This is a genomic window from Thioclava sp. IC9, from assembly GCF_002213225.1.
In the GTDB taxonomy this organism is placed as follows: Bacteria; Pseudomonadota; Alphaproteobacteria; order Rhodobacterales; family Rhodobacteraceae; genus Thioclava; species Thioclava nitratireducens.
Genome location: NZ_NBNX01000005.1, coordinates 227700 through 242978 on the forward strand (window position 1 = coordinate 227700; position 15279 = coordinate 242978).

Genomic DNA, 15279 nt, shown 5'->3' on the forward strand with positions numbered 1-15279 from the left:
GGTTTTTCTTTTGTCTCACATCATGAACACGACACGCGGGGCGGGGGGATGCCCCTCCCGCACCGGAAGGGAAGGGCCTGACATGTTCAAGAAAATCCTGATCGCCAACCGCGGCGAGATCGCCTGCCGCGTCATCAAGTCGGCGCAGAAGATGGGGATCAAGACGGTCGCCGTCTATTCCGATGCCGATGCGCAGGCGCTGCATGTCCAGATGGCCGACGAGGCGGTGCATATCGGTCCGCCGCCCGCGAACCAATCCTATATCGTGATCGACAAGATCATGGATGCGATCCGCCAGACCGGCGCCGAAGCGGTTCACCCGGGCTACGGCTTCCTGTCGGAGAACAAGAAATTCGCCGAGGCGCTGGAAAAAGAGGGCGTCGCCTTCATCGGCCCGCCCTCGGGCGCGATCGAGGCGATGGGCGACAAGATCACCTCGAAGAAGCTCGCGAAAGAGGCCGGCGTGTCGACCGTGCCCGGTTACATGGGGCTGATCGCGGATGCCGATGAAGCGGTGAAGATCTCCGACGAGATCGGCTACCCGGTGATGATCAAGGCCTCCGCTGGCGGCGGCGGTAAAGGCATGCGCATCGCGTGGAACGCCGAAGAAGCGCGCGAGGGCTTCCAGTCGTCGAAGAACGAGGCCGCGAACAGCTTCGGCGACGACCGCATCTTCATCGAGAAATTCGTCACCCAGCCGCGCCACATCGAGATTCAGGTGCTCGCCGACAAGCACGGCAACTGCGTTTATCTGAACGAGCGTGAATGCTCGATCCAGCGCCGCAACCAGAAAGTCATCGAAGAGGCGCCGTCGCCTTTCCTCGACCCCGAGACCCGCAAGGCGATGGGCGAGCAGGCCGTCGCCCTGTCGAAAGCGGTGGATTACTGCAGCGCGGGCACGGTGGAATTCATCGTCGATGGCGAGAAGAACTTCTACTTCCTCGAGATGAACACCCGTCTTCAGGTGGAACACCCGGTCACCGAACTGATCACCGGCATCGACCTCGTCGAGCAGATGATCCGCGTGGCCGACGGTGAGAAGCTTCCGATGAAGCAGGAAGATATCGGCATCAACGGCTGGGCGATCGAGAGCCGCCTCTATGCCGAAGATCCTTACCGCAACTTCCTGCCCTCGATCGGGCGTCTGACCCGCTATCGTCCGCCGGTGGAAGGCAAGACCGCGTCGGGCGGCATCGTGCGCAACGATACCGGCGTCTTCGAGGGCGGCGAGATTTCGATGTTCTACGATCCGATGATTGCCAAGCTCTGCACCTGGGGCGAGACCCGCGACGCGGCCATCGAAGAGATGCGCCTCGCGCTCGACAAGTTCGAGGTGGAAGGCATCGGTCACAACCTGCCGTTCTGCGCCGCGGTGATGGATCACGAGCGCTTCACCTCCGGCAACATCACCACCGCCTTCATCGAAGAGGAATATCCCGAGGGGTTCGCGGGCGTCACGCTCGACGAGGGGATGCTGCGCAAGGTCGCGGCGGCCACGGCGGCGATGGAGCGCGTGGCCGAGATTCGGCGCACGAAGATCTCCGGCACGCTCGGCAACCACGAGCGCAAGGTCGGCGTGGATTGGGCGGTCTCGCTGCAGGATGAAGATTTCAAGCTGAAGGTGAATGCGGATCGCAACGGCTCCACCATCGTCTTCGAGGATGGCGAAGAGATGCGCGTCGAGAGTGACTGGACGCCGGGCGACCCGCTGGCCGAGCTGACCGTGAACGGTGCGCCCCTGGTCCTCAAGGTCGGCAAGATCCCGATGGGCTTCCGCATCCGGGTGCGTGGTGCCGATCTGAAGGTCCATGTCCGCACGCCGCGCCAGTTCGAGCTTGCGCAACTGATGCCGGTGAAACTGCCGCCGGATACGTCGAAATTCCTGCTCTGCCCGATGCCGGGTCTCGTCGTGAAGATCTCGGTCGAGGAAGGCGCGGAAGTGCAGGAGGGTCAGCCGCTGGCCACTGTCGAGGCGATGAAGATGGAGAACATTCTGCGCGCCGAGAAGAAGGGCATCGTGAAGAAGATCAACGCCGAGGCGGGCGCGAGCCTTGCCGTCGACGACATCATCATGGAGTTCGAATAAGTGACGCCCGCGCCGTGGCATAGGGAGGCCGGGCGACCGGCTCACCCCGCCACGGCGGGGCACGGTCTATTGGCGCGCGGTGGTGTGCGGGGATGTGGTCAGAAACCGCGCTCTTCGCGGATCTCGTCGCGCCGGATCGGCATCTTGTCGATCGAGCGGATGATCTCGCGCGCATCCCACGGGGCGGGCTTGCGCAGGTTCACCGTGCCGTCCTTCGCGATGATGACGAGGGAGAACCCGCGCGGGCGCAGCTTGCGCCGCACGTCGCTCGCCGGATCGGGCGTGGTGTCGGTGATGACGACGACGTCGCGTTGGGCCAGTTCCGACCAATGCTCTTCGAGGTACCGGATCTGTTCCTTGAAGGCCGGGTCGAGGGGGCTGTCGGCGAAGACCACGATGGGCCGCTTCTGCCAGACGAGCGCATCCAGATCCGCGTCCGCCCCATCGACCGGTGCGAAGGGGGGCGTGACCTCGGGCTCTGCCACGGCAAGATTGACGGTGCTGTCCTGGGCTGCGACCGCGAAGGGCGTCAGCGCAAGAAATGCAGCGAGTCCAAGGGATAATAAGCGGGTCATGGGCTCCTCTCTCGTTCCTGATATATGCGCGGCGGACCTCTCGCACCATGGCGGGCGCTACGAATTTTCGCGAAATGCGGCCTTTAAGCGCGCCGCTAGGAACAGCGGTGCCGACTGGCGCCGGGGGGCGGGGCGTGCGGCGGGGTGCCGCTTGGGCCTGCTGTCGTGGGAAGCGGATATGCGAAACGCCGACGCACCGGAGGCGGGCGAGGCGCGCCGGATGCCTTTCGATAGGGTGCCGTGCGCGGATGGACACCCGCGATCTGGGACATATGACCGGGCTGCGCCACGCGCCGCCGGGACTGAATTTCGTGGAAATGACGGCCGAAGATGCGGGGAAGACACCCGCCGCGGCGACAGTGGAAGAAGGATTTGGCCATGATGGACAAGAAAGAGGACTGGCGCAAGCTCGCCGAGAAGGAACTGCGTGGCAGGCCGTTCGAGGACCTGACCTGGAACACGCTCGAAGGGATCGCGGTCAAGCCGCTTTACACCGAAGAGGACGTGGAGGGGCTCGACCATCTGGGCACCATGCCGGGCCTGTCGCCCTTCACGCGCGGGCCTCGTGCGACGATGTATGCGGGCCGTCCGTGGACGATCCGGCAATATGCGGGCTTCTCGACCGCCGAGGAGTCGAACGCATTCTATCGCAAGGCGCTCGCCGCCGGGCAGCAAGGCGTGTCGGTGGCCTTCGACCTGGCGACCCACCGCGGCTATGACAGCGATCACCCGCGCGTCGAGGGCGATGTCGGCAAGGCGGGTGTCGCGATCGACAGCGTCGAGGACATGAAGATCCTGTTCGACGGCATCCCGCTCGATCAGATTTCGGTCTCGATGACGATGAACGGCGCGGTGATCCCGATCCTCGCAAACTTCATCGTCACCGGCGAAGAGCAGGGCCATGACCGCAGCGTTCTGTCGGGCACGATCCAGAACGACATCCTCAAGGAGTTCATGGTCCGCAACACCTACATCTATCCGCCCGAGCCCTCGATGCGGATCATCGCGGATATCATCGAATACACCTCGAACGAGATGCCGCGGTTCAACTCGATCTCGATCTCGGGCTACCACATGCAGGAGGCCGGCGCGAACCTCGTGCAGGAGCTGGCCTACACGCTGGCCGACGGGCGCGAATATGTTCGCACGGCGATCAAGGCGGGGATGGATGTCGACAAGTTCGCAGGCCGTCTGAGCTTCTTCTTCGCGATCGGGATGAACTTCTTCATGGAGGCCGCCAAGCTGCGCGCGGCGCGCCTGCTGTGGAGCCGGATCATGGAAGAGTTCGAGCCGAAGAAGCCGCAAAGCTCGATGCTGCGTACGCACTGCCAGACTTCGGGCGTCTCGCTGGCGGAGCAGGATCCCTATAACAACGTGATCCGCACGGCGTACGAGGCGATGTCGGCAGCGCTGGGCGGCACGCAGTCGCTGCACACCAATGCGCTCGACGAGGCAATTGCGCTGCCCACCGAGTTCTCGGCCCGGATCGCGCGCAACACGCAGCTGATCCTGCAGGAAGAAACGGGGATCACCAATGTGGTCGATCCGCTGGCGGGCTCTTACTACGTCGAGAGCCTCACGGCGGAACTGGCCGAGAAGGCCTGGGAGCTGATCGAGGAAGTCGAGGAGATGGGCGGCATGACGAAGGCCGTGGCCTCGGGCATGCCCAAGCTGCGCATCGAGGAAACGGCCGCCCGGCGTCAGGCGCTGATCGACCGGGGCGAGGATGTCGTGGTCGGTGTGAACAAGTATCGCCGCGAGACCGAGGATGAGCTGGATATCCTCGACATCGACAACGCGAAAGTGCGCGACAACCAGATCGCGCGGCTCGAGAAGATGCGCGCAAGCCGCGACGAGGCAGCCTGCGAGGCGGCGCTGGCCGAGCTGACGCGCCGCGCCTCTGAAGGTGGCAACCTGCTCGAAGCGGCGGTGGAAGCTGCACGCGCCCGGGCCTCTGTGGGAGAGATTTCAATGGCGATGGAAAAGGTGTTCGGACGTCACCGCGCCGAGGTGAAGACGCTCGCAGGTGTCTATGGTGCGGCCTATGACGGCGACGAGGGCTTCGCGCAGATCCAGAAGGACGTTGAGGCCTTCGCCGAGGAAGAGGGCCGCCGCCCGCGGATGCTGGTGGTGAAGATGGGTCAGGACGGCCACGACCGCGGCGCCAAGGTGATCGCGACGGCCTTTGCCGATATCGGCTTCGACGTCGATGTGGGCCCACTGTTCCAGACGCCGGAAGAAGCCGCGCAGGATGCGATCGACAACGATGTCCACGTGGTCGGGATTTCGTCGCAGGCGGCGGGTCACAAGACCCTCGCGCCGAAGCTGATCGCGGCGCTGAAAGAGAAGGGCGCCGAGGATATCATCGTGATCTGCGGCGGCGTGATCCCGCAGCAGGATTACGACTTTCTCAAGAAGGCGGGCGTGAAGGCGATCTTCGGGCCGGGGACCAATATCCCGCTGGCCGCGCGCGAAATTCTCGACATCGTGCGGCAGGCGCGGGCCTGAGGGCGAGGGGGCTCTGCCCCCGCGCTGAAGCGCCCCCCGGGATATTTGGTCAAGCCCGAACTTCGACCTTGATAGGTCTTAAGCGGCGCGCGGGGGAACTCTGCGCGCCGCCGTTCATTCAAAATATTACAACGATTTAATCACAGGCCGGATTTGCGCGGGTGCATTTCCGCCGCAGCGCGGCTAAACTTGAACCATGGACAGGCCCATTTCTCTCTGGTCGCGCATCGCGCAAGCACTCTCCGCTCTCGGGCGGGGCGAGGCGTTGTCGACCGTTTTCGACAATCTGCGCCAGCCGCCGGAGCGTTCTGTCGCCTTCACCATCGCGGTGATCGCGCTGGGGGCGAAGATGGCAAAGGCGGATGGGCAGGTGACGCGCGACGAGGTCGCGGCGTTCCGGCGCATCTTCCAGATCCCGCCGGAAGAGGAAGCCAATGCCGCGCGCGTCTTCAACATGGCGCGCACCGATGTGGCGGGTTTCGACGCCTATGCCCGCAAGATCGCCAACATGTTTGGTCCCGGCGCGGACGTTCTGAAAGACGTGTTGGAAGGGCTGTTCTTCATCGCGCTGGCCGATGGCGATTACCACGAGGGCGAGGATGCCTTCCTGCTGGAAGTCGCGCGGATCTTCGGGCTGGAGGAATGCTGTTTCCGTGCGATGCGTTCCGCCTTCGTGGAGGATGCCGATCCCGATCCGTGGTCGGTGCTCGAGGTCGAACCGGGCACGCCGCTTCCCGAAGTGCGCAAGGTCTGGCGCAACAAGGTGCGCGAGGCCCATCCCGACCGGGCGATTGCTCGCGGCCTGCCGGAAGAGGCGGTGCAGCTGTCGCAGGCGCGGGTGATCGCGCTCAACAAGGCCTGGGAGGAAATCCGCGCCAGCCATGCGGACGCCTGATGCGGATCGCCACTTGGAATATCGAGTGGTTCAACAGCCTTTTCGATCGCAACGGGGCGCTTCTCGACGATGATCAGTGGTCGGCGCGCTACAATGTGACGCGCAGCCAGCAGACCGGGGCGATCGCGATAGTGATGAGCGCGCTGGAGGCCGATGTGCTTCTGGTGGTCGAGGCGCCCGACGACAACCACCGCCACAAGACGGTCGATATGCTCGAAGCCTTTGCGGAGCGCTTCGGGCTGCGTCAGCGGCGCGCGCTTCTAGGCTTTTCCAACGACACACAGCAGGAACTGGCGCTGCTTTATGACCCCGATGTTGTGACGGCGCGGCATGATCCGCAAAGCTCGGAGGCGTGGCCGCGTTTCGACGGCAGTCTCCGGATCGACCTCGATATCGATGCGCGGATGGATACGGTCACCTTTTCCAAGCCGCCCCTGGAAGTCGTTCTGGGGGCGCGGTCCGGGGAGGTGATGCGGATGATCGGCGTGCATGTGAAGTCGAAAGCTCCGCATGGCGCGACGAGCCTGGAGACGGCGACCCGCATGGCGATCGAGAACCGGCGCAAGCAGCTGGCACAGTCGATCTGGATCCGGGGCCGCGTGGAGGAGCATCTGGCGGCGGGCGACAGCCTGATCGTGCTCGGCGATTTCAACGACGGTCCGGGGCTCGACGAGTACGAGAAGCTGTTCGGGCGCTCGGGCGTCGAGATCGTCGCGGGCGAGGGTGGGCCCGACGCGGTGCGCCTCCGCGACCCGCATGCGCGGCTGTCGAAAGCCCATCATACGGCCGCCGCGCCCAGTTCCGCGCGGTTCTATCTCGTGGATCAGAAGAAGTATTTCTCGGCCATGCTGGATTACGTGATGCTCTCACCCGATCTGGCGGCGCGGGCGACGGCGTGGAGAATCTGGCACCCGTTCGACGATCCGCATATCTACCGCGTGCCCGAGCTGCGCGAGGCGCTGTTGCAGGCCTCCGATCATTTTCCTGTCTCGGTCGATATCGATTGAGCGAGGGGCGTGATTTTCGTCCCGCTTCCGCGTAGGATCGGAGCCATGAAACAGCCGCTCGTCATCGCTCTCTCGTTCGCCCTTCTGGCCACGCCCGTCTCCGCGCAGGATGAAGGGGCCGACGCTGGCGGCGATGTCGATCGCGGATTCTCCTTGTTGCAGGAAGGGGCGCAGACGCTGTTTCGCGGGCTGATGGGAGAGATGAAGCCGCAGCTCGACGAGATGCAGAAAGGCTTGGGGGAGGCCGCGGCCCAGTTGGGGCCGAAGCTGCGCCAGTTCCTCGCGCTGGTCGACGATATGGCGAATTACGGCGCGCCCGAGCGCCTGCCCAATGGCGATATCATCATGCGGCGCGACCCGGATGCACCGCCGCCGCCGCCCCTGATGACCGAGCCGCCGGAGGATGCGCCGCAAAAAGACGACCCGGAGCAAGGCGGGCCGATTGAGATCCCGGAGGGCGGGATCGAGCTTTAATCCGTGATGATCGGATCTGCCTTCAGCGCGCCCGCGAGCGAGCGGAAGCGCGACTCGGCGACCTCGCCCATGAGCGCCTTGCCGCGCTTGGTCAGCTTCAGCTCCAAAACGCCCTTCTTGGCGGAATATTTCAACTCGCCCGCATCGGCGGGGCTGTGGGTCGCGAACATCGCGCCGAAGCGCATCGCCTTGCCCAGAACTTCCGCCTCCTGGATCTGCTCCTCGGTCAGCAGCGGCAGGAACGGCTCCAGCCGCGAGCCGTTGCGCGAGTTCTTGTAGCGGTGCAGGAGCGCCACGCCGAGCCAGATCCGCTCGGGGTGGGACATGGCCGAATAGTTCGCTCGGGTGACGTTCTCGAAACAGGCCTCGGCGCGGTAATCGGGATGGGTGCGCCACGTCGTGTCATGCAGCAGGCAGGCCGCGCGCACGAGGCGGAATTTCTCGGGCGGGAGCGGCCCGAAGATCGGCTCGATGAAGGCGTGGAGCTTCTTGCCGAAGCCGGGCATCCGGCTCATCACGCGCTCGGTATGGCGCGCGGCCTCCACCAGCGGATCGCGGCGGCGCAGGCGTTCGGGCATCTGCTCGTAAAGCAGCCCTTCGCGGATCCCGTAGGCGGAGACGTCGATCTCCTTGGGCTGGAAGGTCGCGATCAACTCGCGCAGCACCTGGCTCGCGAGCGGGACCAGTTCCATCCGCGCGGCGGAGGTGCCGGTATTGGCGCGCAGCTTCTCGAGGTCGGACTTGCCGATCCAGTCGATCGTCTCGCCCAGCTCGTCGGGCTTCATCCGGTATTCGTGCATCACCAGCAGCGGATAGTCGCGCCGTTCCATGTCGAGACGCGCGATGGCGCGCCACGAGCCGCCGACGAGATAGATGCGTTCATGCTCGGTCCCGACCTTCTCGGCCAACTCCTGCATCGTCGCCTGAATATGCGCGGTGATGGCCTTCTTGCCGCCCGCGATCTGCTGCAGGCGGAAGGGGCCGAGCTGCGAGGTGGCACGGCGCCAGACCTTGCCGCCGCGAATCTCGGCCAATTCCATCGAGTTGCCACCGATATCGCAGACGAGGCCTTCGGCCTCGGGCCAGCCAAGTAGCACCCCTTGCGCGGAAAGGCGCGCCTCTTCGAGCCCGTCGACGATATGGACCTTGAGGCCGGTCTCTTTCTCGATCTTGCGGTGAAACTCAGGGCCGTCCTCGGCGTCGCGCATCGCGGCGGTCGCGACGCAGGTGAGCGGGCCGATCTCCATCCCTTCGGCGAGCGCGGCAAAGCGTTTGAGCGCGATCAGGCCGCGCTCGCGCCCCTCGGGGTTCAGCTGGCCAGTCTCTGCGAGACCTTGACCGAGACCCGCCATGACCTTCTCGTTGAAGAAATAGGCCGGGCTGCGCGCCGCGCCGTCGAACACCACCATCCGGATCGAGTTCGAGCCGATATCGACGACGCCGACGCGCGAGAGCGCGCGCACGGACGGATCGTCGAAGAGAGGTTGGCCGAACGGGTCCCAATCGTCGCTGTCATCGAGTGCCGGCGCCGCTTTGTCTTTGCTCATGTGCCCGTCCGTTCGAGTCGTTCGACCCCAAAGCTAGGGCTAGTCGAAGCTATGGGCAAGTTCGGGAACATCGCTTGCCCCAGCGGAACCGCGGCCCGAGAGCGAGGGGTATTCCATGAAGAACCGGTGGCAGGAGAACAGGTCCTCGCGGTCGTCGGGCAGGTGGCGGATGAACTTGCCGTCGGGCTGCAAAATCCAGCTTTGCGCCTCGTCGGCCATGTTCGCCGCCATGATCTGGCTGACGATCTGCGCCTTCACCGTGGGGTTCTTGGCCTCGACCAGCGTCTCCACCCGGCGGTTGAGGTTGCGCCCCATCCAGTCGGCGGAGGAGAAGAACACGCGCGCGTCGTTCGACGGCAGGGCATGGCCATTACCGAAGCACACGATGCGCGAGTGTTCGAGGAACCGCCCGACGATGGATTTCACGCGGATATTCTCGGACAGGCCCTTGATGCCAGGGCGGATGCCGCAGATGCCGCGGATCACGAGAGAGATTTTCACCCCCGCCTGCGAGGCCTTGTAGAGGGCGTCGATCACGTCGGATTCGATCAGCGAATTCATCTTCGCCCAGATCGCCGCGGGTTTTCCCGCCTTGGCGTGTTCGATCTCGCGGTCGATCAACTGCAGCAGGCGCGGCTTCAGCGTGATTGGCGAGATCGCGATGTTTTCGAGACCCTCGGGCTGCACATAGCCCGAGAGGTAGTTGAAGACCTTGGTCGCATCGCGCCCGAGCGCGGCATCGCAGGTAAAGAAGCTCAAATCGGTGTAAATCTTCGCCGTGATCGGGTGGTAGTTGCCGGTGCCGTAATGCGTATAGGTCACGAGATGGTCGCCCTCGCGGCGCACCACGGTCGAGATCTTGGCGTGGGTCTTGTAGTTGATGAACCCGTAGACGACATGGGCGCCTGCGCGCTCCAGCCGCCGCGACTGGCGGATATTGGCGGCCTCGTCGAACCGGGCCTTCAACTCCACGAGCGCGGTCACGGATTTGCCATTCTCCGCCGCCTCGCAGAGCGACGACACGACGGGGCTGTCTTTCGACGTCCGATAGAGCGTCTGCTTGATCGCCAGCACGTTGGGATCGTTCGCCGCCTGATCGATGAAGCGCACCACCAGATCGAAGGTCTCGTAGGGATGGTGCAGAAGGATATCCTTCTGCTTGATCGCGGCGAACATGTCGCCCTCGTGGTCCTGCACGCGTTCGGGCACGCGCGGCATGAAGGGCGGCCAGAGCAGATCGGGGCGCTCGCCGAGGATCAGTTCCTTCACATCGGCGATGCCCACGAGGCCCTTTTCCTCGACCACCTCTTCGGGATCGACATGCAACTCGCGCATCACCAGCGCCTGCAGGTCTTCCGGCGCGCCCGGCGAGACCGACATGCGGATGACCTGACCGCGGCGGCGGCGCTTCAGCGCGGTCTCGAACTCGCGCACGAGATCTTCGGCCTCGTCCTCGACTTCCAGATCGCTGTCGCGCAGCACCCGGAACGAGCACGAGCCCACATCCTTGTAGCCCGGGAAGAGCGAGCTCAGATGCAGCATCAGAAGCTGCTCGAGCGGCAGGAACCGCGCCTCGCCCGGCAGGCGCACGAAGCGGTCGATCTGGGCCGGGATCGGCAGCAGCGCCTGCAACCGGCGCTGGTCGCTTTCGCGCTCCAGTTCCAGCGCGAGGCAGAAGCCGGTATTCGGGATGAAAGGGAAAGGGTGGGCCGGGTCGATCGCCAGCGGCGAGAGCACCGGGAAGACGTTGTTGAGGAAGTGATCCGACAGGAAGTCGAGATCGCGCTTGGTCAGACGCGAGCGGGTGACGACATGGATGCCCTCGTGATCCATCTCGCGCTTGAGCGCTGACCACGTCGCCTGCTGCGTGTCCATCAACCGCCGCGCGTTGGCGTTGATCTTCTCCAGCTGCTCGGCGGGGGTGAGCCCGTCATCGGAGGGGTTCACGTTGCTCTCGCGCACAAGCTCCATCAGGCCCGCGACGCGCACGGTGTAGAATTCGTCGAGGTTGGTGGCCGAGATCGACAGGAAACGCACGCGCTCCAGCAGCGGCACACGCGGGTTGCGCGCCTCTTCCAGAACCCGCCAGTTGAACGCCAGCCAGCTCAGTTCCCGGTTGAAGAAACGACCGGGGCCGCTGATCTCCGCCTCGGGCAGCGTGATCGGCGTGGGGAAGGGGGTCTTGAGGAAATCTGCTTGGGTCATGGCGCGCTTATCGTTGGATTTTGTAATGGCTCCATGACAGTTTGCGCGGCTCAATCGAGACTGTCCAGAACCTCGGCGGCTAGTCTTTGCGTGATCGCGCGGCGCTGTGCGAGTGCCTGCCGATCGAGCGCCGCGACCAGTTTGCGCGCGGTCGCGAGAGAGCGGTCCATCCGCGTCACCAGCCAGCCGATCAGGTTTGGCGGCACGGTCAGTTGCCGGTCGGAGAACAGCTTCACCAGGACGGCCGCCAGCAGCGCGTCATCAGGCGGCGTGATGCGCACCGTCGCCGTCGCTTCCATCCGGCTGATCAGGTCGGGCAGGCTCAATCCCCAGTCGCGGGGCGGTGTGCGCGCGGTCAGAAGAAGCCGCCCGCCTTCGGCCTGCATCAGGTTGTGCAGGTGAAAGAGCGCGCGTTGCCCCGCCTCGTCGGTGCCGAGCGTTTCGGCCCGCTCGATCACGGCGGCGCCCTTGGCGACCAGCGCGGGGGCCATATCTTCGGTGAGATTGCGGGCGGGCAGAATCTCCGCGCCTTGTTCGTCGGCCCAGATCGTCGCGAGATGCGTCTTGCCCGCGCCCTCCGGCCCGATCAGGATCATCCGGCCCAGCGGCCATGTTTCGGGCGCGTCGAGGGTCGTCACGGCCAGCGCATTGGCTGGGGAGATGAAGAAGTCTTCACGCCCCTGCGCAGAACGCAGGTGAAGCGGGAAGGTCAACTGCTCGGCCATTCTCAGTTCTCGTGTTCGGTCGTCTCGGTCGCGCCCGTCACTTCCCCGGTCTCCTCGTTGATCAGGGAGACCGGCGGATGGGCTGTTGGCTCGCGCTCCGTTTGCCCTCGGTAAAGCGCCCCTTGCAGATATTGGTCGATGAAGAAGCGCGCAACCACTCCGATCACCGCAGCGACGGGAACGGCGACCAACATGCCCACAAAACCGAACAAAGTGCCGAAAGCGGACAGCGCGAAGATCAGCCAGAGCGGATGCAGCCCGACCGAATCGCCCACGAGTTTGGGAGTGACGAAATTGCCTTCGAGAAACTGGCCGAGCACGAAGATGCCTGCCACGATGCCGATATTGAACCACTCGCCCCAGAACTGGAACAGCGCGAGGCCGATGGCGAGCGTTCCGCCGATGATCGCGCCGATATAGGGGATGAAGGTCAGCGCGCCGGCGACCGACCCCACCAGCAGACCGAAATCGAGCCCCGCCGCCATCAGCGCGATCGCGTAGAAGCCGCCGAGCACGAGGCAGACCGTGACCTGGCCGCGCACGAAGCCCGAAAGTACCCGGTCGATGTCGCGCGCGATGGTGCGGATCGTCTGGACGTGATCGCGCGGCAGCCAGCCATCGATCTTGGCCACCATCCGGTCCCAGTCGAGCAGCATGTAGAAGGCCACGACCGGCACCACGACGATGAAGACGACGACGTTGACCAGCGTCATCGCCGAACTCAGCAGAGTCGCCGCCAGCTCGCCGCCCCGCGCCTTGATTGCGCCGCCGAGGCTGTTGAGCGTGTCGTTCACGACCGAGTTCTGCAGGAGGTTGGGGAACCGCTCGTTCAGGAAGGCCTGCAACGACGACAGAAGATCGGGCGCCAGCGCAACCAGCTGCGCCAGCTGACGCGCCAGCATCGGCACCACGGCCAGTGCAAGGATCACGAAGATCAGCACCGTCACCAGCCCGATGATCGCGGTGGAGGCCGCGCGGCTCAGGCCAAGCTTCTCCAGCCGGTCGGCCAGCGGGTCGAGGAAATAAGCGATCGCGCCGCCCATGATGAAGGGCAGGATGACATTTCCCAGCCACCACAGCGACAGGACCAGCACCAAGGCGGCGACGGACCAATAGGTGACTTGCTGGCGGGCAGGCAGGGCCATGCGTGGTCCTTCTCGGCGGTGCGTTCGCTCTAACGTGGCGAAATGCGGTGGGAAATCAAGACTTGGGCGCGCGTGCCCCTTCCTCTTGGCGGAAATATCCCGGGGGAGGCGCGGATGCGCCAGGGGCGGAGCCCCTCATATGCGACACCCGCGTCCGACGCCACCATCTTGCCCAACGCCCCCGTTTCCTCTAGGCCAAACGCAACGTCTGACACCAACCCTCGAAGGACCGCTCATGCGCCTGTCCCGCTATTTTCTTCCCGTTCTCAAGGAAACCCCCGCCGAGGCGCAGATCGCCTCGCATCGGCTGATGCTGCGTGCGGGTATGATCAAGCAGCAGCAGGCCGGGATCTATTCCTGGCTGCCGATGGGCTTCAAGGTGCTGCGCCGGATCGAGCAGATCGTGCACGAAGAGCAGGCGCGCGCCGGCCACCTCGCGATCCAGATGCCGACGCTGCAATCGGCCGATCTGTGGCGCGAGTCGGGCCGTTATGACGGCTATGGCGAAGAGATGCTGCGGATCACCGACCGGCAGGGCCGCGATATGCTTTACTCGCCCACGGCCGAGGAGATGGTGACCGACATCTTCCGCGCCCATGTCTCTAGCTACAAGCAGCTGCCGCTGACGCTCTATCAGATCCAGTGGAAATTCCGCGACGAGATCCGCCCGCGCTTCGGCGTGATGCGCGGCCGCGAATTCCTGATGAAGGACGGCTACAACTTCGATCTGTCGAAGGAAGACGCGCTGCACGCCTATAACCGCCACCTCGTCAGCTACCTGCGCACCTATGAGCGCATGGGCCTGCAGGCGATCCCGATGCGCGCCGATAGCGGCCCGATCGGCGGCGATTACACCCATGAATTCCTCGTGCTGGCCGAAACGGGCGAGTCGGAGGTGTTCTACGACAGCGAGATCACCGATCTGACCTTCGGCGACCGCGAAATCGATTATGACGACGTGGCGCAGTGCCAGGGCGTGCTGGAGGAGTTCACCTCGCGCTATGCCCGCACCGACGAGACCCATGACGAGGCGGTCTTCAACGAGGTCCCCGAAGAGCGTCGCCGCGTCGCGCGCGGGATCGAGGTCGGCCAGATCTTCTATTTCGGCACGCAATATTCCGAGGCATTGGGCGCAACCGTTCAGACCCCGGATGGCGCGAAGGTGCCGGTCCATATGGGCTCGCACGGGATCGGCGTGAGCCGTCTCGTCGGCGCGCTGATCGAGGCGAACCACGACGACAAGGGCATCATCTGGCCCGAGGGCGTGACGCCGTTCCATGTTGGCATCGTCAACCTCAAGCAGGGCGATGTCAGCTGCGACAGCGCCTGCGAGGCGCTCTACCGCGCGTTCCTCGACCACGGGCTCGACCCGCTCTATGACGACCGCGAAGAGCGCGCGGGCGCGAAATTTGCCACCATGGACCTGATCGGCCTGCCGTGGCGCATTACCGTCGGTCCGCGCGGGATCGCGGCCAACAAGGTTGAACTGACCTGCCGCCGCACCGGCGAGAGCGAGGAGATGCCGGCTGAAGAGGCGGTCGAGAAGATCGTGGGCATCTATGAAGGGCTTTGATCTGATCCTTGCCGCCAGCGCGGTCGCGGCGGGCTTGCTCGCCGGGCCCGCTCTGGCCGAAGGCACGGGGCAGGGCGCCGGCCAAGGTCTCGTGCCGTGGTCGAGCGATGCGCTCGGTATTTCGGCCAGGGTGCCGAAGGGCTGGACGTCGGACGAGATGCCTGGCGGCGGCATCCTGTTCTCCGCGCCCGATATCGACCCGCACAAGACCGCCCATGTCGCGCTGCGTGCCCATGCCGATGCGGGCGCGGACCTTACGGCCGCGCATGAACAACTCCTGCACACGATCCTGCTCGATGGCGATACGGTGCTGTCGGACGAGATGACCGAAGACGGGTTTGCGATCCGCTCCAAGGACGTGTTCGGCAAGGTGACGCTGCGCAAGACGCAGCGGCTCGAGTGCGCGGGCGAGGCGGTGCTTGCCTCGGTGCAGACCGATTACCCCGCCGATCTGGCCGAGGCGATGGCACCGCTTCTGGCGGATGTGCCCGGCACGCTGGGCTGCAAATAGGGGGCTCTGCCCCCGCCCGTTCCGGGCG

The 15279-nt window shown here is 64.8% G+C and carries 12 protein-coding genes; 7 read left to right on the plus strand and 5 right to left on the minus strand.

Annotated features, from left to right (window positions below):
- The first annotated feature begins 82 nt into the window (after positions 1-82).
- Positions 83-2086: an acetyl/propionyl/methylcrotonyl-CoA carboxylase subunit alpha gene (locus B6V76_RS14745; protein ID WP_088720265.1), complete on the plus strand. Its 2004-nt coding sequence runs from the start codon at positions 83-85 to the stop codon at positions 2084-2086.
- Positions 2087-2184: 98 nt separating this feature from the next.
- On the opposite strand, the gene B6V76_RS14750 is transcribed toward B6V76_RS14745, so the two are convergent.
- Entirely contained in the window at positions 2185-2661 is a 477-nt protein-coding gene (locus B6V76_RS14750; RefSeq protein ID WP_075775528.1) for a DUF4174 domain-containing protein, read from the minus strand.
- Positions 2662-3039: 378 nt separating this feature from the next.
- Here B6V76_RS14750 and scpA point away from each other — a divergent pair, with 378 nt between their 5' ends.
- The 4 genes from scpA to B6V76_RS14770 all read left to right on the plus strand — a co-directional run bounded on the left by scpA (position 3040) and on the right by B6V76_RS14770 (position 7545).
- Entirely contained in the window at positions 3040-5169 is a 2130-nt protein-coding gene (scpA, locus tag B6V76_RS14755; RefSeq protein WP_088727801.1) for a methylmalonyl-CoA mutase, read from the plus strand.
- Between the two features lie 208 nt (positions 5170-5377).
- Positions 5378-6064 (plus strand): TerB family tellurite resistance protein, encoded by a 687-nt coding sequence (locus B6V76_RS14760; protein ID WP_075775730.1) that lies wholly within the window; start codon positions 5378-5380, stop codon positions 6062-6064.
- The gene (locus B6V76_RS14765; protein WP_088727802.1) at positions 6064-7071 is read left to right on the plus strand and encodes an endonuclease/exonuclease/phosphatase family protein; all 1008 of its coding nucleotides are present in this window, start codon (positions 6064-6066) and stop codon (positions 7069-7071) included. Before B6V76_RS14760 ends, B6V76_RS14765 begins: the two co-directional genes overlap by 1 nt.
- Positions 7072-7116: 45 nt before the next feature.
- Positions 7117-7545, plus strand: a complete 429-nt coding sequence (locus B6V76_RS14770; protein ID WP_240497144.1) for an AAA+ family ATPase — start codon at positions 7117-7119, stop codon at positions 7543-7545.
- Here the strand turns inward: B6V76_RS14770 and B6V76_RS14775 are convergent.
- From B6V76_RS14775 to B6V76_RS14790, 4 genes are read right to left on the minus strand one after another with little or no spacing between them, the layout of a single operon-like run.
- Positions 7542-9092, minus strand: coding sequence for a Ppx/GppA family phosphatase (locus B6V76_RS14775; protein ID WP_075775524.1), 1551 nt, complete (start codon positions 9090-9092; stop codon positions 7542-7544). The genes B6V76_RS14770 and B6V76_RS14775 overlap by 4 nt on opposite strands.
- A 39-nt stretch (positions 9093-9131) precedes the next feature.
- Complete coding sequence (locus B6V76_RS14780) at positions 9132-11297, minus strand: RNA degradosome polyphosphate kinase (protein ID WP_075775523.1); 2166 nt, start codon at positions 11295-11297, stop codon at positions 9132-9134.
- Positions 11298-11347: 50 nt separating this feature from the next.
- Positions 11348-12022, minus strand: a complete 675-nt coding sequence (locus B6V76_RS14785) for a DnaA/Hda family protein (protein WP_088727803.1) — start codon at positions 12020-12022, stop codon at positions 11348-11350.
- Between the two features lie 2 nt (positions 12023-12024).
- Positions 12025-13167 carry an AI-2E family transporter gene (locus tag B6V76_RS14790; protein ID WP_088727804.1) on the minus strand — a complete coding sequence of 381 codons (1143 nt, stop codon included), beginning with the start codon at positions 13165-13167 and terminating at the stop codon, positions 12025-12027.
- Between the two features lie 235 nt (positions 13168-13402).
- On the opposite strand from B6V76_RS14790, the gene proS reads away from it, so the two are divergent.
- Positions 13403-14740, plus strand: a complete 1338-nt coding sequence (gene proS, locus B6V76_RS14795) for a proline--tRNA ligase (RefSeq protein ID WP_075775521.1) — start codon at positions 13403-13405, stop codon at positions 14738-14740.
- Positions 14727-15251, plus strand: a complete 525-nt coding sequence (locus B6V76_RS14800) for a hypothetical protein (RefSeq protein WP_088727805.1) — start codon at positions 14727-14729, stop codon at positions 15249-15251. The genes proS and B6V76_RS14800 overlap by 14 nt, the downstream gene beginning before the upstream one ends.
- Positions 15252-15279 lie beyond the last annotated feature (28 nt).